Annotated in this window: 23 protein-coding genes and 1 riboswitch; all 23 genes read right to left on the reverse strand. The window is 58.0% G+C overall.

The window, feature by feature from the left end; translation table 11 throughout:
• Positions 1 to 26: 26 nt before the first annotated feature.
• The 23 genes from hisG to alaS all read right to left on the reverse strand — a co-directional run bounded on the left by hisG (position 27) and on the right by alaS (position 23,137).
• Positions 27 to 875, reverse strand: a complete 849-nt coding sequence (hisG, locus tag IDL90_RS01515) for an ATP phosphoribosyltransferase (protein ID WP_182142686.1) — start codon at positions 873 to 875, stop codon at positions 27 to 29.
• A 5-nt stretch (positions 876 to 880) separates the two neighbouring features.
• The gene (locus tag IDL90_RS01520) at positions 881 to 1,144 is read right to left on the reverse strand and encodes a phosphoribosyl-ATP diphosphatase (protein WP_182140814.1); all 264 of its coding nucleotides are present in this window, start codon (positions 1,142 to 1,144) and stop codon (positions 881 to 883) included.
• Between the two features lie 68 nt (positions 1,145 to 1,212).
• Positions 1,213 to 2,316 (reverse strand): ABC transporter substrate-binding protein, encoded by a 1,104-nt coding sequence (locus IDL90_RS01525; RefSeq protein WP_182140812.1) that lies wholly within the window; start codon positions 2,314 to 2,316, stop codon positions 1,213 to 1,215.
• The gene (locus tag IDL90_RS01530) at positions 2,313 to 3,089 is read right to left on the reverse strand and encodes an ABC transporter permease (RefSeq protein ID WP_182142685.1); all 777 of its coding nucleotides are present in this window, start codon (positions 3,087 to 3,089) and stop codon (positions 2,313 to 2,315) included. The genes IDL90_RS01525 and IDL90_RS01530 overlap by 4 nt, the downstream gene beginning before the upstream one ends.
• 87 nt (positions 3,090 to 3,176) lie before the next feature.
• Positions 3,177 to 3,297: riboswitch (FMN riboswitch) on the reverse strand.
• Between the two features lie 71 nt (positions 3,298 to 3,368).
• Positions 3,369 to 4,052: a ribulose-phosphate 3-epimerase gene (gene rpe, locus IDL90_RS01535; protein WP_182140811.1), complete on the reverse strand. Its 684-nt coding sequence runs from the start codon at positions 4,050 to 4,052 to the stop codon at positions 3,369 to 3,371.
• An 18-nt stretch (positions 4,053 to 4,070) separates the two neighbouring features.
• Complete coding sequence (locus tag IDL90_RS01540) at positions 4,071 to 5,492, reverse strand: RsmB/NOP family class I SAM-dependent RNA methyltransferase (RefSeq protein ID WP_182140809.1); 1,422 nt, start codon at positions 5,490 to 5,492, stop codon at positions 4,071 to 4,073.
• On the reverse strand, positions 5,493 to 6,485 hold the full coding sequence (gene fmt / locus IDL90_RS01545; protein WP_182140808.1) for a methionyl-tRNA formyltransferase: 993 nt from the start codon (positions 6,483 to 6,485) through the stop codon (positions 5,493 to 5,495).
• Between the two features lie 31 nt (positions 6,486 to 6,516).
• Positions 6,517 to 8,379, reverse strand: coding sequence for a hypothetical protein (locus IDL90_RS01550; protein WP_187994103.1), 1,863 nt, complete (start codon positions 8,377 to 8,379; stop codon positions 6,517 to 6,519).
• 26 nt (positions 8,380 to 8,405) lie between these two features.
• The gene (gene metK / locus IDL90_RS01555) at positions 8,406 to 9,614 is read right to left on the reverse strand and encodes a methionine adenosyltransferase (protein WP_187994296.1); all 1,209 of its coding nucleotides are present in this window, start codon (positions 9,612 to 9,614) and stop codon (positions 8,406 to 8,408) included.
• A gap of 8 nt (positions 9,615 to 9,622) precedes the next feature.
• On the reverse strand, positions 9,623 to 10,891 hold the full coding sequence (coaBC, locus tag IDL90_RS01560) for a bifunctional phosphopantothenoylcysteine decarboxylase/phosphopantothenate--cysteine ligase CoaBC (protein ID WP_220458709.1): 1,269 nt from the start codon (positions 10,889 to 10,891) through the stop codon (positions 9,623 to 9,625).
• Complete coding sequence (rpoZ, locus tag IDL90_RS01565) at positions 10,869 to 11,135, reverse strand: DNA-directed RNA polymerase subunit omega (RefSeq protein ID WP_182140804.1); 267 nt, start codon at positions 11,133 to 11,135, stop codon at positions 10,869 to 10,871. The genes coaBC and rpoZ overlap by 23 nt, the downstream gene beginning before the upstream one ends.
• A 69-nt stretch (positions 11,136 to 11,204) precedes the next feature.
• Positions 11,205 to 11,762, reverse strand: a complete 558-nt coding sequence (gene gmk, locus IDL90_RS01570; RefSeq protein ID WP_182140803.1) for a guanylate kinase — start codon at positions 11,760 to 11,762, stop codon at positions 11,205 to 11,207.
• An 85-nt stretch (positions 11,763 to 11,847) separates the two neighbouring features.
• Complete coding sequence (gene mihF, locus IDL90_RS01575) at positions 11,848 to 12,162, reverse strand: integration host factor, actinobacterial type (protein ID WP_182140802.1); 315 nt, start codon at positions 12,160 to 12,162, stop codon at positions 11,848 to 11,850.
• Between the two features lie 101 nt (positions 12,163 to 12,263).
• Positions 12,264 to 12,815: a transcription antitermination factor NusB gene (gene nusB, locus IDL90_RS01580; protein WP_182140800.1), complete on the reverse strand. Its 552-nt coding sequence runs from the start codon at positions 12,813 to 12,815 to the stop codon at positions 12,264 to 12,266.
• Positions 12,816 to 12,831: 16 nt separating this feature from the next.
• A complete protein-coding gene (gene efp, locus IDL90_RS01585; RefSeq protein ID WP_182140798.1) occupies positions 12,832 to 13,395 on the reverse strand; it encodes an elongation factor P in 564 nt (187 codons plus the stop codon).
• A 16-nt stretch (positions 13,396 to 13,411) separates the two neighbouring features.
• Positions 13,412 to 13,969: a shikimate kinase gene (locus IDL90_RS01590; protein WP_187994104.1), complete on the reverse strand. Its 558-nt coding sequence runs from the start codon at positions 13,967 to 13,969 to the stop codon at positions 13,412 to 13,414.
• Positions 13,966 to 15,570, reverse strand: a complete 1,605-nt coding sequence (gene aroB, locus IDL90_RS01595; protein WP_262508942.1) for a 3-dehydroquinate synthase — start codon at positions 15,568 to 15,570, stop codon at positions 13,966 to 13,968. The genes IDL90_RS01590 and aroB overlap by 4 nt, the downstream gene beginning before the upstream one ends.
• Entirely contained in the window at positions 15,567 to 16,802 is a 1,236-nt protein-coding gene (gene aroC / locus IDL90_RS01600; protein ID WP_187994106.1) for a chorismate synthase, read from the reverse strand. Before aroC ends, aroB begins: the two co-directional genes overlap by 4 nt.
• Positions 16,803 to 16,814: 12 nt before the next feature.
• Positions 16,815 to 17,546, reverse strand: a complete 732-nt coding sequence (locus tag IDL90_RS01605) for a prepilin peptidase (RefSeq protein WP_187994107.1) — start codon at positions 17,544 to 17,546, stop codon at positions 16,815 to 16,817.
• Positions 17,543 to 18,427, reverse strand: coding sequence for a shikimate dehydrogenase (locus IDL90_RS01610; RefSeq protein ID WP_182140792.1), 885 nt, complete (start codon positions 18,425 to 18,427; stop codon positions 17,543 to 17,545). The genes IDL90_RS01605 and IDL90_RS01610 overlap by 4 nt, the downstream gene beginning before the upstream one ends.
• Before the next feature lie 6 nt (positions 18,428 to 18,433).
• Entirely contained in the window at positions 18,434 to 19,966 is a 1,533-nt protein-coding gene (mltG, locus tag IDL90_RS01615) for an endolytic transglycosylase MltG (protein WP_182140791.1), read from the reverse strand.
• Complete coding sequence (ruvX, locus tag IDL90_RS01620) at positions 19,953 to 20,486, reverse strand: Holliday junction resolvase RuvX (RefSeq protein WP_182142682.1); 534 nt, start codon at positions 20,484 to 20,486, stop codon at positions 19,953 to 19,955. The genes mltG and ruvX overlap by 14 nt, the downstream gene beginning before the upstream one ends.
• The gene (alaS, locus tag IDL90_RS01625) at positions 20,444 to 23,137 is read right to left on the reverse strand and encodes an alanine--tRNA ligase (protein WP_182140790.1); all 2,694 of its coding nucleotides are present in this window, start codon (positions 23,135 to 23,137) and stop codon (positions 20,444 to 20,446) included. Before alaS ends, ruvX begins: the two co-directional genes overlap by 43 nt.
• Positions 23,138 to 23,270: the final 133 nt, after the last annotated feature.

Here is a 23,270-nt window from a genome sequence, read left to right on the forward strand (position 1 = left end):
GCCCCCAAGTTTCTATTTGCCTTGTCCTAGCGTAGTCGAGAGGCAACCAGGGAGGTGACGATGATGCCCTCAGCGCCGACATTCAGCAGAGAGTCCATGACCTGGTTCATGTCAGCCCGGCGCACAACGACCCGAACTGCCTTCCAATCCGCCTCAGCCAGAGTAGAAACGGTTGGCGATTCCAGACCCGGTGCCAACGCTGTGGCCGCCTCTAGGTGGTCGCCGCGAATGTTGTAGTCAATGAGTACGTGATCGCGAGCGACGATGACACCGCGCAGCCTCTGCTCCAACACTTGAAGTGCTGGATCGGAAAGATGCTGGGGCGCGGTAATGAGGATTGCTTCCGACTGAAGAATTGTTGGGCCGAATGTTTCTAGTCCGGCAGCTTTGAGTGTCGAGCCTGTCTCCACAACGTCAGCTATGGCGTCGGCAACGCCTAACTGCACTGATGATTCGACTGCTCCGTCAAGGTGAATCACATCGGCGTTTATCCCATGGGATGCGAGGTAACCGCTCACCAGAAGGTCGTAAGAAGCAGCGATTCGTGCCCCTTGAAGATCAGCGAGTTCACTCTTGGTGCCAATGGGAGCAGCAAATCGGAAGCGTGAGCGACCGAAGCCAAGTCCCAGCATCTCAGTTGCCTTAGTGCCGGAATCTAGCAGAAGGTCACGACCCGTAATCCCCGCTTGGATTCGCCCCTGACCCACATACACCGCAATATCGCGAGGCCGGAGGAAGAAGATCTCCACGTCGTTCGCGGCGTCGGCAAGGACGAGTTCCCTGCCCCTGCGCCTGGTCCTGTACCCGGCCTCGGCCAAGAGGTTGACAGCTGACTCAGAGAGGGATCCCTTATTGGGAACTGCAATTCGCAACATTTTGCTCACAGGTACTTGTAGATATCGTCGAGGGAAACCTCTTTTGCAACCATCATGACCTGCAGATGGTAAAGCAGCTGAGAGATTTCCAGGGCAAGGTCTGCTTTTGATTCGTACTCAGCAGCCATCCAGACTTCCGCAGCTTCCTCAACTATCTTCTTACCGATTGCATGCACGCCCGCGTCAAGCTCCTTGACGGTGCCGGAACCCTCAGGGCGGTCCTTGGCTTTGACTTCTAGTTCAGCAAAAAGATCTTCGAAAGTGGTCATGGGAAAACCCTAACCGGGCAGTCCGGAAGCAGTGGAATGTGTCCGCGCCGGGAAGAGTAATTCGCCTCTCACTTCTTCGCGAAGTCGTTAGTCACGGCTGCCTCGACCTCGGCTTTGGGAATCTCTTCGTCCAGGACACCTGACAGGAAGGTGCCCATTTCTGCCCATGTCTCAAGGTTCTGTAAGCCGGATGTGACGCCCTCGGAATCAAGCCAGAGCGGAATGGTTGCGTCCAGGACAGCGCTGGCTCCCCGTCGTGTTTGTGGGTCTTCCAAAGCCGGATCCCACAGGGCTGTCACCTCAAGTGCGTGCTGAGGATTTGCCACAACTCGGTCTGCACCCGCGGTGATAGCTCCGACTACGCCCTCGGCCAACTTCGGATTGGCGTCAAGCCACTTACGGGTCGTGACGATTGATGCCCCAACCAGCGGTGTGGGGTCTTCGGTGAGAGGGACAACCGTGATTGGGACTCCCAAATCCTGCAACTGGACCACATCTGAATTCACGAATCCAACTATCGCGTCCACTTGGTCCGATGCCAAAGATGCTGCTTGCGTATAGCCAATGGGGACCACTGTTATGTCCCCCGTGGTCATGTTTGCATCCTGGAGAGCCGCTAGGAGTCCAAACCAGTTGGAGCCAAATTCACCTGGCAATCCCACTTTTTTGCCGCGTAAGTCAGCGATTGTCGAAATTCCGCTGTCTTCCTTAGCCACGACAACAACCGGGTACTCGTGGTAGTAAGCACCGATCGAAACCAGATCCATCCCCATAGTGCGGGCCTGGAGGACCTCATCGCCACTAGCAACAGTGACGTCCTCGTCTCCCGACATCAAAGCGGTGAAGAGCCCCTCATCACCTCCGTGGTGCCGAATGGAGGCCCCGATGCCAGCCGCGCGAAAGATCTCATCCGTACCCGCTACGTAAACGGGCGCAAACTGAACACTGGGAACGTAGGTAAGCCCAATGGTGACTCCTTCTCCTCCGACACCCAGATCTACGGTCTCCCCCGCCAGGCCGGATTGCGGGATTTCGCCTGCGGTCGTACCTCCGCTTTGGGGTGTCGACGAGCCCGCACACCCTGCCAGTCCCATTGTCGAGACAAGGAGGATGCTGGCAGCCGTCAGCAGACGTGCGCTTCGTGACGTTCTCTTGGTTGCAGTAGCGGTCATGCTGATGTCCTGCTTTCTGGTCGAGGGCGATCGTGTCGTGAAGGTGAAACGTCGCGGCGTGCGCGACGCTCCGCGCTGTAGATGAGGCCGTAAAGGATCATGGCCATAGTGGCGAGGATGAAAACAGTGACGAACATTCCTGCGGTGTCGAGGTTGTGCCGCTGCTGCGTTAGCACCTGACCGAGTCCCGCCCCGCCCATCACCATCTCACCGACAATCGCGCCGGTGACGGATAGTGCGAATCCATTGCGAATACCGGCCAGTATTGCCGGGGCGGCCAACGGTGCCTCGATCGAGTGGATCATGGCCCATCCCGATGCCCCATCGAGAGCCGCTGCATCGAGGACGTCGGTATCCATCTGGCGCAAGCCGACAGTTGTGGAGACGAGGACGGGAAAGAACGTGATCAGTGCACAAAGGACGATAATCGGCGTGAACCCGTTTCCCATCCACAGGACCAAAAGGGGTGCGATGGCAATGGCCGGGATCGCCTGGGTTGCTCCCAGAAATGGCTCAACTCCAGCGCGGACAAACTCGTTGTTGAAGATCCCCCAGGCTAGGGGAAGAGCAACGACTGTGCCAAATACCGCCCCAATGACAGCTTCGCCTGATGTAACCGCAATCCTTTGCCACATCCACGACTGACTCAGCAGGGTCACGAGCCTTTCGAAAAAGGCGTTGGGGGTAGGAAATACCCAGGCTTCAACCGGTCGCAGAGTTGTGAGCATCCACCACAGCCCCAGCACGATTACGGCGATGCTTAGGGGCGCCATCCAGGCAAGGAATGGCGAGGATTGGTTTGTGCGTCTGGCCACCGTAGCCTTTCCGCCACGGGGTAGGGCGCGCCAGGTAGCACTGACGGCCCGCTCCTCCCATCCGGACTTTAACCGTCGGCATCGGAATTTCACCGATTCAACCGCCTGATGGCGGGTCGCGGGCTTTCACCGCCGGCTCGGACTTTCACCGACCCCGGAGCTATGCTTCGATTATGCCATGGTGTTCAGCATCGGCGGTAGCGGAGCCTGGTGCATGGTTTGTCACGAACGGCAATACTAGGCCAAGAATGCCTTGGGGCCGTTGAGGATTGCATTAGCCTCTCTACGCAGGGCCTCTATCTGTGCGGCCGGATCGTCGCTGTCGAACACTGCTGAGCCTGCCACGAAAACATCGGCTCCGGCCTCGGCTGCACCGAGAATAGTCTGCTTATCGATTCCCCCATCGACCTGAAGCTGTATTGCCGCACCGCAATCAGTAATGGCTTTGCGAACTTGGCGAATCTTCGGCAATGTCGAATCTAGGAACCGTTGTCCTCCGAAGCCTGGCTCAACGGTCATCACCAAAATCATGTCGAATTCGTCTATGAAGTCCAGGTAGGCGCCGATTTGAGTCGAGGGTCGGAAGGCCACTGCTGCACGTGCCCCTGCCTTGCGAATGCTCCGCGCAAGCGTGATTGGTGCCGTTGCCGCTTCGGCATGGAAGGTGACCGAGGCCGCGCCCGCTTGCGCGTACTGTACGGCCCAGCGGTCAGGATCTTCGATCATGAGGTGCGTGTCAACAGGAAGTCCCCCGTGTCGAACCGCGGCCTCCACAACGGGAAGACCCCACGTCAGGTTCGGTACAAAGTGGCCATCCATAACATCTACGTGCACCAGGTCCGCGTTTGAAATACGGTCAAGCTCTTGGGCAAGGCGGCCGATGTCGCAGGAGAGAATTGACGGGGCTATCTTTACATCCATTCCTCTACCCTATCTGTCCTACATGCGTCTCAGTAATGCTACGAACATGGCGTCGGTCCCGTGGCGGTGGGGCCACAGTTGAACAGTCTGCGCGGCGATGTCGTCTCCGGTTTGCAGATCCAGATCGTCGGGAGAGCCCGCCTGTGCCAGCGCTGCAGCGTCAACCAGCTCCACTAACCCTCCGTCAAGAACCTTTTGAACCTGTCCGAGAGTTTCCGCGGTGTGAGGTGAGCAGGTCACCCAGGCGATCACTCCCCCGGGCCTGGTCAAGCGCATTCCTGAAGCCAGGAGCTCCTCTTGTAAGGGGATCAGTTCGTCGAGGTCGCTTCGGGAGTGACGCCACCTTGATTCGGGCCGGCGCCGTAGTGAACCCAAGCCCAGGCAGGGAGCATCAACCAGCACCCGGTCAAAGAGTTGGTCCGTCTTGATATCTCTTCCATCAGAAGTCGTTACAGTAACGTTGCTGACTGCCTGCACCGATCGCTCGACTAGGCGAGCCCTGCGGGGGTTTACCTCATTCGCAATGAGCTCCACGCCCCGATCTGACCCGAGCGCGGCGAGGAGCGCGGACTTGCCGCCTGGCCCAGCACACATGTCGAGCCAACGGGTGTCGCTTCCTTGCACTGGTGCCTGAGCAAGAAGGATCGCAGCCAGCTGAGAGCCTTCGTCTTGAACTGCGGCGCGACCGCTTCTCACGGATGGGAGCGCCCCGGGGTCACCGCCCTCGTCGAGTACCACCGCATACTCGCTAATGCTGCCCTGCCGCGTTGTTACACCCAAGACATCCTCGGCCTCCTGGGCGAGTTCGGCGGCGGTAATTAATCCGGGTCTGGCAACAAGTGTGACGCGTGGTGCAGCGTTGTTAGCCTCAAGTGCATCACCGAGCTCGTTGGGGTCAATGCCCCTTGCACGTAAGGCTTCGCGGATGTCAGAAACAATCCATCCGGGATGGGAGTGTTTCGTGGCCAAGCGGGTCTGCTCATCACCAATCGCGGCAACCCGTGCGAACACGGCCTCGCTCCCTTCACGTTGCAGGGAGCGCAGAACAGCATTGACAAACTTAGATGCTCCTTCGCCTGCCAGACTGCGTGCCACCTCAACGGTTTCTGACACCGCTGCATGGTCCGCGACCCTCATATATAGAAGCTGGTAGGCCCCCATGCGGAGGCTGACCAGGACAGGGATATCCAAGCTGAGGAGCGGCTTCGAGCAGTGCTTAGCCAATGCGAAGTCAAGCAGTCCTTGACGCCGCAGAGTGCCATAGACCAGCTCTGAGGTGAACGCGCTATCCCTGAAGTCAAAGCGCCTGTTTCTGGTTTGCTCAGTCCTTAGCGCCTTGGGAAGGACTAAGTTGGCGAATCTGCCCCCCTCTTCAACTTCAATGAGGACTTCGGCCGCCACCATCCTGGCTGGATCCGTTTTACCACCCTTGACACTCATCTACTTGCCCCCATCCATTGCCCCGCCTAAACGTGCGCCTTCTGGCAGTCGAGCACCGCGAAACCAATCGCTGGCGGCCATCCACTTCTTTCCTGCCGGACCAACCTCACCGAGTTGGACTGCGCCGTCCGCGCAGGCGACTTGTAGACCGCCCTTTTCAAGTGTCATTGAGCCCGGTAGAGCCCTGTCTTTTTCTGTTGGGAGCTCACCGCCCTGTGGCGAAATCCGGTGGAGCGGACCCAGTTTCATGACTGATCTGTCAGGAAGGGTGGTCCACGCTCCCGGATCTGGCGTTACCCCGCGCACGCGGTCTACCACCTCGCCAGCCGCCTCCTTGAAGTCGATAAAGCCATCGGCTCGAGCCAGCTTGGGTGCCTGTGAAATGTTCTCTCCATACACGCCCGTATCCTGAGGCACCGCGACAGCGGTCCCCTCACTCAGGGCGTCCACGACAGCAACAACCTGAGCGGCCCCAACGCTACCAAGGTGTTCAAGTGCTTCCCCGGACGTCGCATGAGGATCAATCGAGTGCCGCACGGATGAGAACACCGGGCCCGTATCCATTCCCCGTTCGAGTTGGAACACGCTGCTACCTAGTTCCGTGTCCCCGCGAAGAAGTGCCCTTTGCACCGGCGCAGCACCGCGCAGATCTGGCAACGATGAAAAATGAAGATTGATCCACCCCAGCGGAAGCGCATCGAGAACAGGCTGTGTGAGGAGTGCGCCAAAGGCGACGACCACCCCCAGATCGGCGCGGGCGGATTTTATCCACGCCAATGACTCATCATCCCTGGGACGTTCTGTCTCAAGAAGCGGAATTCCATGCTCTTGTGCGAAGGCCGCCACCTCACTGGGAACCAGTGCTTTTGAGCGTCCCCGCCGTCTTGGGGGCCGTGTCACCACCCCAACCACGCTGTGCTCTGATTCGACGAGGGCGGCAAGAGTCGGGAGTGCGACACTCGGGGTACCGCCAAAAATAATGCGTAGCGCCAAGATTCTGCGCCCCTTTCCTTACCTGACGTTGTTAAACCAGTGAACTGGGGTTGATGTCAAAGCCTGGTAGCTCCCGGCCATTACGACTGAGCTCCCGTCGCGCTTCCCCCAACGCCACCATTAGTCTTCGAATGTTACGAGGAGCCACCGACAAAACTACACGCTCTCTTACGTGCCCATCGTCTCCAACCCGGGTTTCGTGACTCACCAGCGTGAGAGGGGCCCATTCTTCGCCGGGGAATCGAGCCTGTGCCACCCCCATTGACTGCTCTGCGGCCGCCAACTCTGCCTCAACAGCGAAGGTGTTGCCCTCTATGGCAACCGTCCATCGTGCGGGCGGAAACCCCAACTCTTGCCGCCTCATCCATTCATCGTGAGCCAGAATTTGAGGGCGCCAGTACACGAGTGAATCCAGAAGAGGCATGGGGACTTCACCGACCAGCAGGAGTGGGGCCTTCGGCGCCGCGAGAGCCGCCACTTCCATCCACCTGCGGAGGGCCTCGAGGCTCCCATCCAGGCTATCGCGGTACGCCACGCCACTTGCTCCCGTAATCACGATTGATGAGTAGCCTTCCGAAGTCCGCGGTGTGACGCCGGGCGTCGAGACGACGATGCCCCGGGCGTCTTCCAGGGATCGTACTACTCCCCCAGTAGACGAAGAAACCACCACTTCTACCCCGGGAAACGCCTTCTCAAGTTCATCGCGGACCCGATCCGACCCAATTCGCAGAAAACCTGACTCAGTTTCTGTCACCGAACCCGCTGCAGGAACTGACACAAGGACAGGACCTTCCGTCAATCCCCTCCGTATCATTCGGTATGCGGCGTCGGGTAGTCGCGCGAACCCAGTTGCTCCCTCACGCTCCGCAGAAAAGCCATCAAACATCGCGACTCGCGGGACTATGGAGCGAACTAAGTCCCCGGAAGGAACGACCTCGGAGGCCCATCCTGTCTCCACCAGCGCCTGGGCCTTGATAGAGCGGGCGTACGACAAACACACTAGTGCCACGTGTTCGACATGACTTCGTGCGACCGCCACATCAAGCGCGTCCAGCCGCGGAGCCCTCTGTTCCCTGTAGCGGTTGTCTCCGTCGTCCCAAACAACAATTGTGTGGAGGTTCGGCAGCGGCGTCCACACCGCCGATCTGGAACCAACCAGAACGTCAAGCCTGCCCAGAAGCGCCTGAAGATAAATTCGGTAGCGACGATCAGCGCTCTGCTCCGCGTCAATATGTCCAACACGCAGCCCAGGGATCTGCTCTAGTTCCGCGCAAATCTCTTGGCTGCATGCGGCAGTTGGCGCTAGAACGAGGGCGGCTTGCTTTAACGCCGCAATTCTCGCAACCAGGTTTGTCAGAATTGCTTCGCGACCTCCCGGAAGCGCAGTAATCACCTTCCTCTCGACCTGCGAGGGCGGTAGCAAAGCGGTGGCAGGCTCCTGGAAGATACCCTCTCCCGCGCTGCGTGCAGTCTCAATCGCATCCTCGAAGCCTTTTTCGACGCGGGCCCGCCGGGCGGGCACAACGAATGAGAGAAGCTGACTCCTTGTCGCGCAGTAGCGAAGGCTCAGGTAGTTAATCGTCTCAAGGAGAGGCTTGGACAAAACGGGAAGCGGTGTGACAACCCGCAAGAGGGGGGCCAGTTTTCCAGAGAATGAGGAACTCGCGGACAAACCAACGACATAACCGCTCACCCTACGTCGTCCAAAACGGACCTGAACCTGTGAACCTACGCGTACCGTGTCGCGAAACTCTACGGGTACGGCATAATCGTACGGCTCATCCAGGTGGGGAGCATCGATGTCGACGATGACCTGGGCCACGCCGCGGCCAGGAAACTCCACGGAGTCGGCGTCAGTTGTGGTTGGTGCACTAGCGATAGTTTGGTCAGACATGCGTCCACCTCCCTATCCCCATGTTGCTACACCTTTGCCGCTGTCAGCAGATCCTCGGTACGGTCAATTTCTTCCCAACTGAAGCCAGGACGACCAAAGTGTCCGTAAGCAGCCGTGTCCCGGTAGTGAACCAAGGAGGTATCGAGTAGGCGAAGATCTTCAATGATACCCAAGGGGCGCAGATCAAACACATCTTCGATGACAGCCGCCAACACTACCTCCGGAATGATGCCGGTACCGTAGGTATCAATCGTGATCGAGACTGGGCGGGAGGAACCGATCGCGTATGCCAACTGGATTTTGCACTTCTTCGCGAGTCCCGCAGCAACAACATTCTTAGCTATCCACCGAGCGGCGTACGAGGCCGAACGATCCACCTTGGACGGGTCTTTACCGGAGAATGCACCGCCGCCGTGCGACGCGCTACCACCGTAGGTGTCCACGATGATCTTTCGACCGGTGAGCCCCGCGTCGGCTGCCGGACCGCCAAGCACAAACCTTCCGGAAGGGTTGACCATCCTGCGCGCTGTCGCAAAGTCAAGCGCAATACCGCAGTTCGCAAAAACGGGGTCGATGACTTCTGAGTTGATGGCGTCGCGCAAGTCAACTTCCGCCAGACTCTCAACGTGTTGACTTGAGACAACAACATTGTCGACAGCTACCGGGCGGTCGCCCTCGTACAGAAGCGTAACCTGGGTCTTTCCATCCGGGAGCAGGCCATCGACGATTCCCAACTTGCGAACTTCAGCCAAGCGCATGGCCAGCTTTTGCGCCAGCCAAATCGGGGCCGGCATCAGATCCGGGGTCTCGTCAGATGCGAATCCGAACATGATTCCCTGGTCGCCAGCACCCTGCACATCGCGCGGATCGCTGCCGTCAGCCAGGTGATCGCGAACCTCTAACGACTCGTTAACACCGCCGGAAATATCGGGGCTCTGCTGCCCGATAGCAACAGAGACACCACAGGAGTTACCGTCGAAACCTGCCTGCTGGCTGTCATAGCCGATGCGGACGATCTCTTCGCGGACAACATTGGGAATCTCAACGTAAGCGTTCGTGTTTATTTCACCGACCACGTGCACGAGACCCTTTGTTGCCACCACCTCAACAGCAACGCGAGCAGCTCTGTCCTGGTCAAGAATCTCATCAAGAATCGCGTCGGAGACTCGATCACAAAGCTTGTCTGGGTGCCCTTCCGTTACAGACTCGGAAGTGAACGGGCGAAGTTCCCCTATTGACACAATTAGTCCTTCTTTCGCAAGAGCTCTGCCACACGAGAGATCAAATCTGCGGCAACCTGGTCTTTTGACCCGCTGGTTTCACCGACTATCTCACCGGCAGCATCAAAATACACCAGGGTGTTGGGTACGTCGCCGAATCCGATTCCGTTACCGACCTGGTTTACCGCCAATAGGTCGCACCCCTTTGCCCGGGCTTTGCGGGATCCAAGGTGCTCAACCTGGGCGCGGCTGCCGGTTTCCGCGCCAAAACCGATGAGGGCGGACGGCCTCTGTGGTGACTTGGCTACTGAAGCGAGTATGTCCTCTGTACGGTGCAGGGTTAACACAAGTTCTTCAGTGGTTGCAGTCTTCTTGATCTTCTCATCAGAGACACTGATCGGCGTAAAATCGGCGACTGCCGCAGCCATGATCAGGGCATCGGAGTGACCGACCTCCGAGCGCACACTTGTTGCCAAATCGCTTGCCGTGGCCGCGTGAACCACGGTGAGACTTGGGTGGATGGGAATGGCTGCACTCATAGCCGCGGCGATCAGAGTCACTTCGGCACCCTGGTCGAGTGCAGCATTGACAAGGGAAATCCCCTGCGTTCCCGACGATCTGTTTCCCACGTACCTAACTGGGTCAATGGGTTCCTGCGTGCCTCCAGCCGTAATGACTACCCTGCGGCCAGAGAGCGCAAGCTCTCTCTCAGATTGGCTCGCGTGCGACCCAGATTGGGTCTGTTCCCAGATACGCAATGCATCGGCACCGATGGCTTCGGGGTCAGGTAGTCTGCCAAGCCCCTCGTCCCCTGAGGATAGGGACCCAGACTCAGGTTTGATGACGTGAACGCCCCGCGCCTGCAGCACAGCTATGTTCTCTTGCGTGGCTGCACTCTCCCACATTTGTGTGTGCATAGCAGGGGCTAGGACCAGAGGGGCCGCACTTGCAGCAATGGTGGTTGTCAGCATGTCATCGGCGATGCCGACACGGATCTTGGCAATAATGTTGGCTGTGGCTGGCGCGACAACGATCAGATCAGCCCGATTTGCAAGGTGAATATGTCCGGGACCCTCTGGCGAAAACACGTCGGTTGTCACCGGGTTTTCAGAAAGCTCACGCCAGGTTGGCTCACCGACAAACCGCAAAGCTGACCGGGTGGGAAGAACGTGCACTTCCCACCCCTCTTTGCGCAAGAAGCGCACAAGATAGCCGACCTTATAGGCGGCTATCCCACCGCCGACGCCGACAATCGCGACAGGCGCTGTACTACGCTTCTTCGTTGCGTCCAAGTTCCAACTTGTCTTCCACGATTTCGCGTAGGGAGATTGCTAGAGCCTTATCGTCGGCTTCAAAGGGGACAACTGGGCCAACAGACTGAATCATGTTAGAGTCCAGCTGCATCCGGTAAGAGTTGATCTGACGGGCGCGCTTGGCCGCAAGAATGACGAGGGCGTACTTTGAGTCAGCACGTTCGAGCAGCTCGTCGATCGGCGGGTAGGTGATACCTTCTGGCTGGGCCACAATTCCCGACATGTATTTCTCCTCTTGCCCGCTACGGAGCAGGTTTGTCACTAGGGCGTTCGCCCACATACCCGCACTATTCTAGTTCAGCCCCATGACCTGGGCCAGTTCCGCAGCTGTGCGATCGACGTCATGGTTTACCAAAACCACATTGAACTCCCCCGAGGCAGCCATCTCATCGCGCGCTGTGCGAAGGCGTCGAGACTGTTCCTCTAGGGTTTCTGTTCCTCGAGAGACAAGACGTCTTTGCAGATCTTCCCAAGCAGGAGGAGCGATGAAGATCAAGACGGCATCGGGGATTTTTCGTTTGACTTGGCGTGCGCCAGCAAGGTCCAACTCCAGCAGAACTGGTCTGCCAGCGCTTCGTTGTTCTTCAACCCATGCGGCGGGTGTCCCGTAGCGATGAATACTGTGCACTACCGCCCACTCTAAGAACTCGCCCCTGTCTACCATCCTGTCGAACTCACCATCAGACACAAAGAAGTAGTCGACTCCGCTTACTTCCCCCGGCCTCGGATCACGAGTCGTCGCTGAAACTGACAGTGGCAGATCGGGGTGTCTACTTCTCAATGCGGCCACAACTGTGCCTTTGCCAACTGCGGTAGGGCCAGCGACAACAAAGAGTGGAGCGGGTTTCATATCCCAACGATTGCACAAAAGTTCTCAGGTGAAAAACCGTTGCGGTCCTCGTCACTTTCTGGATTCGCGAAGCAGTTCGTGCGGGCTAGTTCCCGAACATGTCGAGAAGAGCCTCGCGTTGCACTCTTCCTAACCCGCGCACACGTCGAGTCTTAGAAATCCCGATCTCATCCATTATCAGGGCGGACCTGTGCACACCGACGCGAGGTAGGGACTCAAGGAGAGACTTCGCGCGCATCTTCGCAAGCGCCTCATCCTCGTCTGCCAGTTCAAAGAACTGTCCCAAGGAAATGTTCCGACTCTTCAGGCCCACCTTAACTTCAGCTCGACGGCGTCTTGCCGCCGTAGCCTTCTCTAGTGCGTCTTCACGCTGCTGGGCCGTAAGTTCTGGAAGCGGCATAATCTATCTCCCCAAAGAATGTTTCATAACTGCATTTACTCTAGGGCAGAGTCCGCCTTCGCGTGTGGAATCAGAGCGTAAACCCACAGGTGGGATAAGAACTAGTACTCGTCGAGCAGCTCATCGAGGTCGAACTCCGTCTCCACTTCCTGTTTCGGGGTCTTTTCTTCAAAATCAGAAGTAGCTGGCGAAGCTGTGGCGACCTCGTCCCTATCGAGATGCAAGCGCACCGCATCAAGGACGGCATTCACATAGGCGGGGGAAGCGTCGGTAGAGATCTGCTTGACAACGGAAACGGCCTCGTCAATGGCTGTGATCCGTGGGACTTCCTCTGAGTTGTGAAGCATCTCCCAGACGGCCACCCGCAAGACTGCAAGATCTACGGCGGGTAACCGGTCAATCCCCGCTCCCTTGGCATGTTGATTAAGAAGGTCATCGACTTGCGGAAGAGCCGACGCGACACCCTCAATAATCTCAACCGAGTATGCGGGCAGCGGCGAGGGGGCGGACGTGAACTCCTTCCGCTCCTCAAGAAGACTCAGAAGATCACTTGGAGAAGCAACGACCCTCTTCTGGTCGGCTTCATAGAGAACCTCGGCAGCCCTCTTTCGTGCCTTGGTGCGCGAAGTGAACCGCCCTCTGTCATGTGCCACGGCGCTGCCCGTCCTGCTACTCGTTTACACGACCGGCAAATGCGCCCGTCCGTGTATCAACTTTGATCAGAGTGTCTTCATCCATGTAGAGCGGAACCTGAATCTCAAATCCCGTTTCAATCGTTGCGGGCTTGGTGCCTGCAGACGAGCGGTCTCCCTGGAGACCTGGCTCGGTGTGCGTGATGCGCAGGGTCACAGTTGCGGGTAGTTCGACGGAAAGCACCTGGTCACCATGGAACGCAACAACCGCCCTCTGGTTGTCAGTCAAGTAGTTTGCGGCATCCCCAACGATCGCTGCTGACAGTGGTATCTGCTCATACGTGGAATCATCCATGAAGACGAAGTCTTCACCGTCGTGGTACAGGTACGTCATGTCACGGCGATCGACCGTCGCCGTCTCAACTTTCAGTCCAGCGTTGAACGTCTTATCGACGGTCTTGCCCGAGAGCACATTGCGGATCTTGGTGCGAACGAAAGCAGGGCCCTTACCTGGCTTGACGTGTTGGAATTCGACCACTTGCCAGAGGTTTCCGTCAATGACGAGGATCATGCCGTTCTTGAGGTCGTTCGTTGTTGCCACGGGTACTACTTTCTGGTTAGTCAGGCATCCTTGCAGGGAAGGAAAACCCGAGGTCTGCTGCGATTAACCGCGCGGCCATGGCGCTATCGCAGGTATCAGTATCGCACCAAACGTCTGCCACTTTCGAGTACGCCTCCTCTAGAGTGGCTAACTGCGTCCTAAACCACGCTCGTGGAGTCCCTAGGTTGGTTGGCCGAATAGCATCTAGACCGTTTCTGCGAACCAGTGAGGACAGTGATGCGCGTAGAGCAATCACTTTTGCTCCCCCACCTTTGGCGGTTTCTAAAGACCCCAATACCACCGGGTTCAGAACTGCGGAAGGACTGAGTACGACAATGGCCCCCGCCCCGGGACCGCCCTCGGCGAGCACGTCCTGGGATGCCACGGCCAAGGCTTCAAGGGCATCCTCGGGAGAGTCCGTCATCATCTCTCCCAACGGAACTCCTGCCCGTTCCCCCACCATTGCTTCTACCTCAACGACTCGCAGATCAAGCCTTCGTCCAAGTGCATCAGCCACTGCGGACCTACCTGATCCGGATGCCCCGAGTATCACGAGAACGGGGAAACGACTCATCGTTCCTCCATTTCTAGGAGTGTCGCCACGCGGTGCACGACATCATTGTCGACCTCTTGGACCGAAGGATGGGTGCCGACACTGAGCAAGACGAAACGCAGTTTACCCTGCCGCGCCTTCTTATCCGTAGCCAAACCTTCCATCAGAACCGAGAGGTTACCGCGATATCGAGTCGGTAACCCTACCGATTCAAAGAGCAGCTCATGTTTGCGCGCCGTCACAGCGTCTATCAGGCCAAGTTCCACGCCGAGGTGCGCAGCGAAGACGCATCCGATTGCCACCGCTTCACCGTGGCGCATGGCGTAGTTTTCTGCGCGTTCAATAGCGTGCCCCATGGTGTGCCCGTAGTTGAGTGTCTCGCGTAGTCCGCCTTCGAGGCGGTCGGCGCTAACAATCCGTGCCTTCACCGCGATGGAGCGCTGGATGATCTCCGCGACAGTATCCCTACCTTCACCGGCTGCCCATGCGACGTCTCCAATACGCGGATTCTCTTCTATTATCCGGAGGATTTCTGGGTCCTCGATCAAGCCGGTTTTTATTACCTCTGCGAGGCCCGCGGTGTACTCACTCTGTGGCAGCGTGACGAGGCTGTCCAAATCGACAAGCACCGCTAGCGGATCGTAGAAGGCTCCGACAAGGTTCTTTCCGGCAGGTGTATCTATGCCCGTTTTGCCGCCGATTGAGGCGTCGACCATTGCGAGCAACGTGGTGGGAAGATGGATGACTGGAACCCCACGCAACCATGTGGCAGCCACGAATCCGCCCAGGTCAGTGCTCACTCCGCCACCAAATGTGACGACTAGGTCTCTTCTTCCGATTCTTGCTCTCCCGAGCATGTCCCAAGCATGGGAAAGCGTCTCAAGATCCTTGGCGGTCTCTCCGTCTCTGTGCATGAAGACGTGGACTTCAAGGCCTGTCGCACGCAGAATGCTCTCAATGCGGGATGCAGGATCGGCGAGGGCGTCCGGGACAACGAGCAGCACCTTCGTCGCATCTGCTGGGACGTACCCGGCCAGAAGCTCCGATACGCCACTACCGGCTATGACGTTATATCTGTGGCTGCCTTTCACCGAAACGAAGTCCCACTCAAGAAGTTGACGCAGAATCTGACGCACAACCTCATCGGGGGGGCCTGAAGTTGACTGGGCCGTGCACGTGGCAACTTCGCGGTAGAGGGGGCTTCGGCGCTCAGTCAGGTCCAGAAGCCTCTGCTCGGGGTTGTCCACCAGCAGTGGACGTCGCGTGTTGCGTGAAACCCTTGCCAGTAACTCGCGCTGGTGTGCTTCAATCCAAATCACCGTCTGGTCGCGAAGAAAATCACGGACTTCCGGGGTCTCAACGCATCCTCCGCCAAGCGAGAACACGCCGGGTTGACCAGCGGTTGCGAGGATCGCTTTGGCTTCCTGCTGCCGAAACGCTGCTTCGCCCTCCCCCGAGAAGATCTCGCTGATGCTCTTCCCGGAGGTACGCTCTATCTCCGCGTCAATGTCGATATGCGGCACGCGCAACGTTGCGCCAAGAATGCGGCCCACTTTTGACTTCCCACTCCCGGGGAGACCAATCAGATACCAGGGTTGACTTGTGGGGAGCTGTGCTATCAACTGCTTTCACCCTCCTGCTTGATGCGAAGTCTGCTACTGACGTATGCCTCCTGGAGGTCGAACTGGGCGCGTACCTCTTCGACGGACGCCCCGCCAAAACGGTCAGTGAGTGCCTGTGCGAGGACGAGGGCAACCATTGCTTCGGCAATGACAGCGCCCGGAACTACCTGGCAAGTGTCCGATCGCTGGTGGAAAGCGGAGCTCGCCTCACCGGTTGCAAGATCAACTGAAGGAAGAGCCCTGGGCACAGTGGAGATTGGTTTGAAGCCAACCCTTGCAACGATAGGCTGACCGTTTGAGGTTCCCCCCTCGATTCCCCCGGCCCTATTCGAGGAACGGGTGATGGCGCCATCTTGGCGCACTATCTCGTCATGAGCAGCCGAACCGGGCCTAGCAACAGTCTCGAATCCATCACCAATTTCCACGGCTTTCGCAGACTGGATGCTCATCAGGGCCCACGCGATCGCCGCGTCCAGCTTCCTGTCTGATGACACGTGAGAACCGAGTCCCACGGGGACGTTGTACGCGATTACTTCGGCAACTCCGCCAATGGTTTCCTGGTTCTCTTCCGCCTCATCGATAGCTTTGATGAAGGCCTCTTCCGCCCTCGCCCCTAGGGTGCGGACTGGAGAAGCGCGCAACTGGTCGTAGTCTGCGGGGGTGGGAAGCAGGACTGCTCGCACGCTTGCTTGCCCAACGCTCACGACGTGGGAGACGATCTCGGTACCGCAGACTTGATGAAGAAGCTGTTTTGCTACTGCGCCAAGAGCGACGCGAGCAGCCGTCTCTCGCGCGGATGCGCGTTCCAGGATGTTCCTTGCGTCCTCCTGCCGGTAAGAAAGAACACCTGCTAGGTCGGCGTGCCCGGGACGAGGGCGTGTCAGCGGTTTGTTCCGCGCCATCTCCCGAACATCACCACGTCCAGCATCTACAAGAAGAGCTTCTTGTGGTACCGGATCAGCGCTCATCACGGCTTCCCACTTTGGCCACTCGGAATTGTGAATGACGATGGTGATTGGTGCTCCGGTTGTACGGCCATGGCGAACACCAGTGAGGATTTCGACCCGGTCCTTCTCAAACTGTTGCCTCGGCCCACGACCATAACCTAGCCGGCGTTCAGCGAGCGCCTCCGCAATCAAAGCGGTACTTACAAGTATCCCTGCAGGTGCGCCCTCCAGAGAAGCGACCAAAGCGGGACCGTGTGATTCTCCAGCAGTTGTCCATTTCAGCATGGACCCAGCTTTTCACAATCCGCTTGAGCCGGGTGACAGGGGTCCAAGAGTCGCAAGCACCCAGCACCCCAGCGCACTTCCCATCAGGTAGGGGCCAAAGGAGAACCTCTCAGAGAGTGCCCCTCGTACTGTTAGAAACAGTGCGCGGATAAATGCCGCCACAAACGCGGCGGCTAGTCCAAGAAGGGCCACGCGGAAGGAGCATGTTGCTAGGGCCGCTCCCAGTACCGGTGCTAACTTGACATCTCCCAGCCCCACTTGTCCAAGTCTGTGACCGACTGCTAAGGGCAGAGTCCAAACGACGGCCCCTGCAACTATCGGCAGGAACCACTGCGACGCAACACCAATTGTCCAGGGAGAGACGAGGACGAGCACTGCGACCTCGACCGCCAGGAGCCCAGTGAGTTGGTCGGGTAACTTCCGAACTCTGGAATCAATCAGTATGCTCATCCAACCGAGTGATGCGAGTGAGACTCCAAGCGCAGTGACAGTTCCACCCTCAAGGCTAGCTCCTGTTCCAATTGCGGCGAAGCCCCAACCCCCGACCGGTATGTCAGCACCCCAAGAACCGACGTATAGGGCCGCAGCTCCGCTCACGGTCGTGCCCCACATCAAGCTCAAGTGAGATAGCGGAGAGTCTGGAAGGTAGTGATCTAGTAGCGAACGTCCACGCAGCCCGACCCAGAGCAGATTGGCAGCAAACACAATAGAGGCTAGGACCCACTGAGCCTCGTTCCCAATCATTGCCGCGCAGCTGTGACCGCTTTGTGTACCGGATCAAAAGGAACGTCCTCGGACGTCCAAATCTTCACCTGGGCAATCCCCTGCAGAGTAAGCATGGTCAACGGAGAAGTCACATGCGCTCCCGCGCGCACGAACCTGTTCTCAAGGGGGGTCTGCCCCGATGAGTATGTGACGTCGAGCAAGACCCCGTCACGAAGTGGCGTCAGCTTCGATGCGAGGTCAACTGTGGCAGCGGGCGGCACGGTAGAGATCAGTACGGGGGTGGCGTTGAGTGCGGGGAGGTACCGGTCGACAACTCTGAGAAGCACACTGTGCACTTCGAGGCCAAGAGCCATTCCGATTACGTATGCATTCTGAGGGCCCGCGAAGGATCTTCCTACCAGGTAGACCTTTGTGGCGCCCAGAGATTTGAGTGCAGCTAGAGCGGAACACGCGGTAGCGCCTGTACCGACGACCACTGCGGGAGGAAGTGAGGTGAGGGGCCCTGCATTTTCTGGAACCAAGAGGCCCAGCCCGGAGCTACCTGTGACACTAGGTGCGACCAAGTGGGGGCGAACTGTGTCAACTATTGCTTGGACGTCAGTGTTAAACGCCGCGCTCATGGATGAGGAGAAAGCAACGGTGTTGGCCGCCTCTACCAGGTTCGCGAGTCCGTCTGTCGCATCCACCAGAGGTAGTACTGCGCGCTTCAGGGGCGATGTGACGCTGAGTCCCACACAGTCCGCTCCAACACCTGCAATGAAGGTGGCTAACTCGTCTGTCTCAACCCTGTACTTGCGATACTCCCAATCAAGACCGAGCAGCCCGAATGCAGTATCGTGCAGGATCGGTGACAATGAGTGCTCGATCGGTGACCCAATGACGCCAGCCCACCGCTTCATCGTGTCTCAGCACCTGCCTTCATTTTGCTCACACCACTGGGTAAGCAACTCGATGTTGCTTGTTTGCTCTGCAAGTGTTGAGCTGAACAGTGTCTCTCCCGTATCCAGGTTTACCGTGACAAAGTAGAGCCAATCGCCATCTGCGGGATTGATCGTCGCTTCAATGGCAGCCTGGGAAGGTGTTGCAATAGGTGTCGGGGGAAGACCTTGAACTCGGTAGGTGTTGTAGGGACTGTCCGAACCCAAGTCCTCCGCCGTGGGTAGTCCACCCGATTTACCAACTCCATAAAGCACAGTTGAGTCCATCTGAAGGAGCCCCCGCGTCTCAGCTTCCGGCAACTCAAGGCGATTGAGGATTACACGTGCCACCTTGGGCAAATCGTCAGGGACGCCTGCTTCACGCTCAAGAATTGATGCCTTAATGAGGGTTTCTTGCCAGTCGGCTTCAGCAATTCCCAAGTCAGTCAGCAACGCGGTTGTACGGCCCACCATCGTCATCAGGACGTCCGTTGCACTCTCCCCGATGGCCACCTCGTAGGACCCGGCAGCGAGCCAACCCTCAACGTTGCCGTCTGCAGCCTCCGGCAGTCCAAGCACTGCAGGATCTGCAAGGGCCTGGTCGATTTCATCCTGGGTGAAGCCGCCAACCGAGATCATGCGCTCGTAGACCTGAGCGGCCGTCTGACCGGCATTCACTGTAATCGCGTTGTCGCTTCGGTTGGCCTCGTCAAGGAGTGCAGCAAGAGCATCTGCGGACCTCATACCTAGCTTGAGGGTGTAGGTTCCAGGCTTGATGGTTGCCGAGGCAGAGTTTCCTTCAAATGCTAGTGTGAAACCACGGACCGTCTTCACAACGCCGGCGTCGACCAGCGACTGACCGATCTCAGAGCCAAGCTCTCCTGTTGTGATTGTGACTTCAACGCTACCTTCGCCCGGACCCGGGAAATCAAGCTCTTCTTGCGAGGTCGCAGAGTCGCCACTCAGACCCATCCACGCCCAGTAGACAGCTCCACCCACCAGGGCAAGTAGCAGGATCAGGATCAGTGCGACGCGCCACTTAGGGGCCTTCTTGGCCTTCATTTTTGAAGGGGTACTTGCCCGACCATTCAGCGGGGAAACTGCTCCGGAGTTTAGTCGAGTGGGCGGAACACCATTACCGGGTGCTAGAGGGCGAGTGCCGAGGCTTGGCTGAGGCGAAGGTTCACGACCGGAAGTCACCTCTACCTTCATCGCGCTATCTTCTGCCTTCTTTGCGAGTCGCTCGGACTTCTTTGGCGAGCGTTGTTTGACTTGAGGAAGTGCGCCGGTCTCGATGAGGTGCTCTCGACGCGTCGGGAATGACCCCTCGGACGTGTGAGACACAGCGGGTGTCGGCAAGGCTTGTCCAACGACCTCAGTTTCAGCCACGCCTGCGGCGCTGTAATCAGCGCTCGCATCGCTTGAACTCGCGGCTCCCCTGCTAGGTATCCGCGAAGCATGCAGATCGCGCCGTGATGGAAAGGGACTGCCCGAAGCGTCCTCAGAGCTACTGTTGCTCATCGTCACCCCTCTCGTCTAAGTTCATCACCCGAATCTCCTCACCGGGAGGCTTAGCGCTTACCCGCTCTACTTCCAGTGCGTGTTCAAGGATGACTTGTGCCGCGACGGAATCAATCAAAAGACGTTGCTCCTTCTCTTGGATCCCACGTTCATGCAGTAGTTCCTTTGCGGCGATAGTCGAGCGTCGCTCATCCACCAGGCAAAGTCTCACGTCAGGCAGCATAGTAGCAAGCGCGGCCGAAAACTCACGAACGAGATGTGCGGATTCTCCTTCGGTTCCGTTCAGATGCTTGGGCAACCCAACAACAACTTCAATTGCACCGCGCTCGCGAACCTGCTTTGTTATGAGTCTAAGGGCACGCTTCCGGGGCTTCGCTGGGACATACTCCAAAGGAATCGCGACAGCGGCATCCCCAGGGGCAAATGCGACACCGATACGAGCGCTTCCGATATCGAGGCCGATTCGCGCGCCGGGCCTCAGGACGCCACTCCGCTCACTTGAGCAGCGACAGCTTGCAATGCATCTTGAAGTGCATTGGGATCAGTTCCGCCACCCTGAGCAACATCGGCTTTGCCACCGCCACCCCCACCAAGGACTTTTGCTCCAGTCCTGACAAGGTCCCCAGCTCGGATACCGCCATCCCTGGCGCTCTGATTGGTAGCCACCACCAGGATAGGTCTGTCATTCATGACAGCCCCCAAGGCAACAACCACGGGTTCACTAGCACCAAGTCGGTTGCGCACGTCTAGAACCACGTCCCGAACCGCATCGGCACTAGACACTGTTCCGAGGTCGGCTTTTGCCATCCGAACCACCCCGACACGGGTCGCGCCCTCGGCGATATCCGCAGCCTTGGAGCGCAAGAGTTGGCTTTGCAGTGCAGCAAGATCACGCTCAGTGGACTTCACCCTGTCAAGAAGGGTAGAGATCTTCTCAGGGAGCTCTTCTGGCTTGCCGCGCAGCAGATTCGTCAATTGTGAAACCAGAAGATGCTCCGCCGATTGGAACTCGTACGAGGAATCCGCGACAAGTGCGTCGACACGGCGGACCCCAGAGCCAATAGAAGACTCTGAAAGGATGTTGAGGCGGCCAATCTGCCCGGTTGCCGACACGTGTGTCCCCAGACAAATCTCCATTGACCAATCGTCACCGATGGTGACCACTCTGACGTCTTTGCCGTACTTCTCCCCAAAGAGGGCCATGGCGCCGCGCGCCTTCGCCTCTTCGACTGGGAGGACGGTCTCCGTAATCTCCAAGTCATCCATCATCTTGGCATTGACCATTGCCTCGATATCGGACAGCTGAGTGTTCGTCAGTGCCTTGCCGTGGCGGAAGTCAAGGCGCATTCGTGACGGCGAGTTCTCGGATCCTGCCTGTGTTGCCCGCTCGGACACGACCTCGTGGAGTGCTTTATGGATCATATGGGTCGACGTGTGAGCACGCGCGATGGCGAGCCTGCGTTCACGATCAATTTCGGCGTAGGCCCTATCCCCGACTGCCACGGTGCCAGCTGGCAGCGTGGTGCGGTGAACAGATAGACCTTTGAGAGGTGACTGGACATCAAAGACTTCCAGTTCAACGCCATTCTCAACCCGAATGACACCCTGATCGGCCTTCTGTCCACCGGCCTCAGCAAAGAACGGTGTGCGGGTGAGGACCACATCCACTTGGGCGGGTCCTTCCACGAACGGCACTGGAATTCCGTCGACAAGGAGGCCCGCAATCTGGGACTCCCCGGTGGCACTGGTGTAACCAACAAATTCGCTGCCTCCGCCAATGCTATCCGCGATCTCGTGGAACACCTTGACGTCAACGTGACCGGCCTTCTTTGCGCGAGCATCCGCGCGGGCACGTTCCTTCTGCTCACTCATGAGCTTGCGGAACTGTGCCTCGTTAACCGCAAGTCCCTTCTCACGCGCCATTTCGAGGGTGAGGTCGATCGGGAATCCGTAGGTGTCGTGAAGCGCGAAAGCGGCCTCGCCCGACAGGGTTGCAACACCGCTCGTAGACTCCTCCTCAGCCTTGCGACTTGCCACGTCAAAGATTGTGGTTCCTGCATCCAACGTGCGTCGGAAGGAAACCTCTTCACCATACGCGACGTCGGCGATCGTGTCCCAGTTGGTCAGTAGGTCGGGGTACGAGGGAGACATGGCATCTCGTGAAACAGGGAAAAGCTCCGGGAGCGTCACTTCGTCAACACCCAGCAAACGCACCGAGCGGACTGCGCGCCGCATTAGGCGGCGGAGAACGTAACCAGCACCGTCATTACCTGGGCGGACGCCATCATTGATCAACATCATGGAAGAGCGGATATGGTCAGCAATGACTCGCATGCGGACGTCATCTTCACCACCGGAACCGTAACGCCTACCGGAGATTTCTTCCACTTTGGTGATGACTGGTCGGACCTCATCGATCTCGAACATGTTTGCTTTGCCTTGCAACACGAACGCCAGCCGCTCGAGACCCGCACCTGTATCGATGCACTTGCGATCCAGCTCGTGCAGTAGTTCGTAGTTCTGGCCTTCGCCTTCACCGCGCATGTACTGATCGAAAACGAGGTTCCACAGCTCTAGATAACGATCTCCACCCGGATCGGTCGTAGTGTCAACCGCTTCTGGGCCGTATGCGGGACCACGGTCATAATGCCATTCGCAGCAGGGTCCAGCAGGGCCGGGCTGGCCGGTGGACCAGAAGTTCTCAACGCGGGGAAGGCGGACAATGTGTTTGGAGTCCATGCCGATCTGCTTGGTGAGCACGTCCAAGCTTTCCTGATCGCCGTCCCAGATAGTCACCCAAAGGCGGTCGGCGTCGAGGCCATATTTGCCGTCCTCGACAGCTCCTGTAAGGAGATCGTGAGCGTAGTGAATCGCGCCTTCTTTGAAGTAGTCCCCAAAAGAGAAGTTGCCGTTCATCTGGAAAAAAGTGCCATGGCGCGAGGTATGTCCGACATTGTCAATATCGTTTGTACGAATGCACTTTTGCACTGACGCAACACGTGGCCACGGTGGTTCTTCCTCCCCTGTTATGTAAGGGATAAAAGGAACCATTCCGGCAATGGTGAAGAGAATGGACGGCTCGGGCGACAACAGTGGTACCGAAGGACGAATCTCATGCTGATTGGCAGCGAAATAGTTGATCCATCGCTCGCGAATCTCGTGTGTGCGCATTTCTCTCTCTTAGCTTCAGTGGTCCCAATCCTGGCTGCGGATTGAGAATAGCAAAGAGGACGGGTGCCAACAGCTCCCGTCCTCATCGCATTTGCTGCATGTGCTCTCCCGGAAGAAGTCCACCGAGGCACAA

It is taken from the genome of Schaalia sp. JY-X159 (genome assembly GCF_014525425.1).
Lineage (GTDB): Bacteria > Actinomycetota > Actinomycetes > Actinomycetales > Actinomycetaceae > Scrofimicrobium.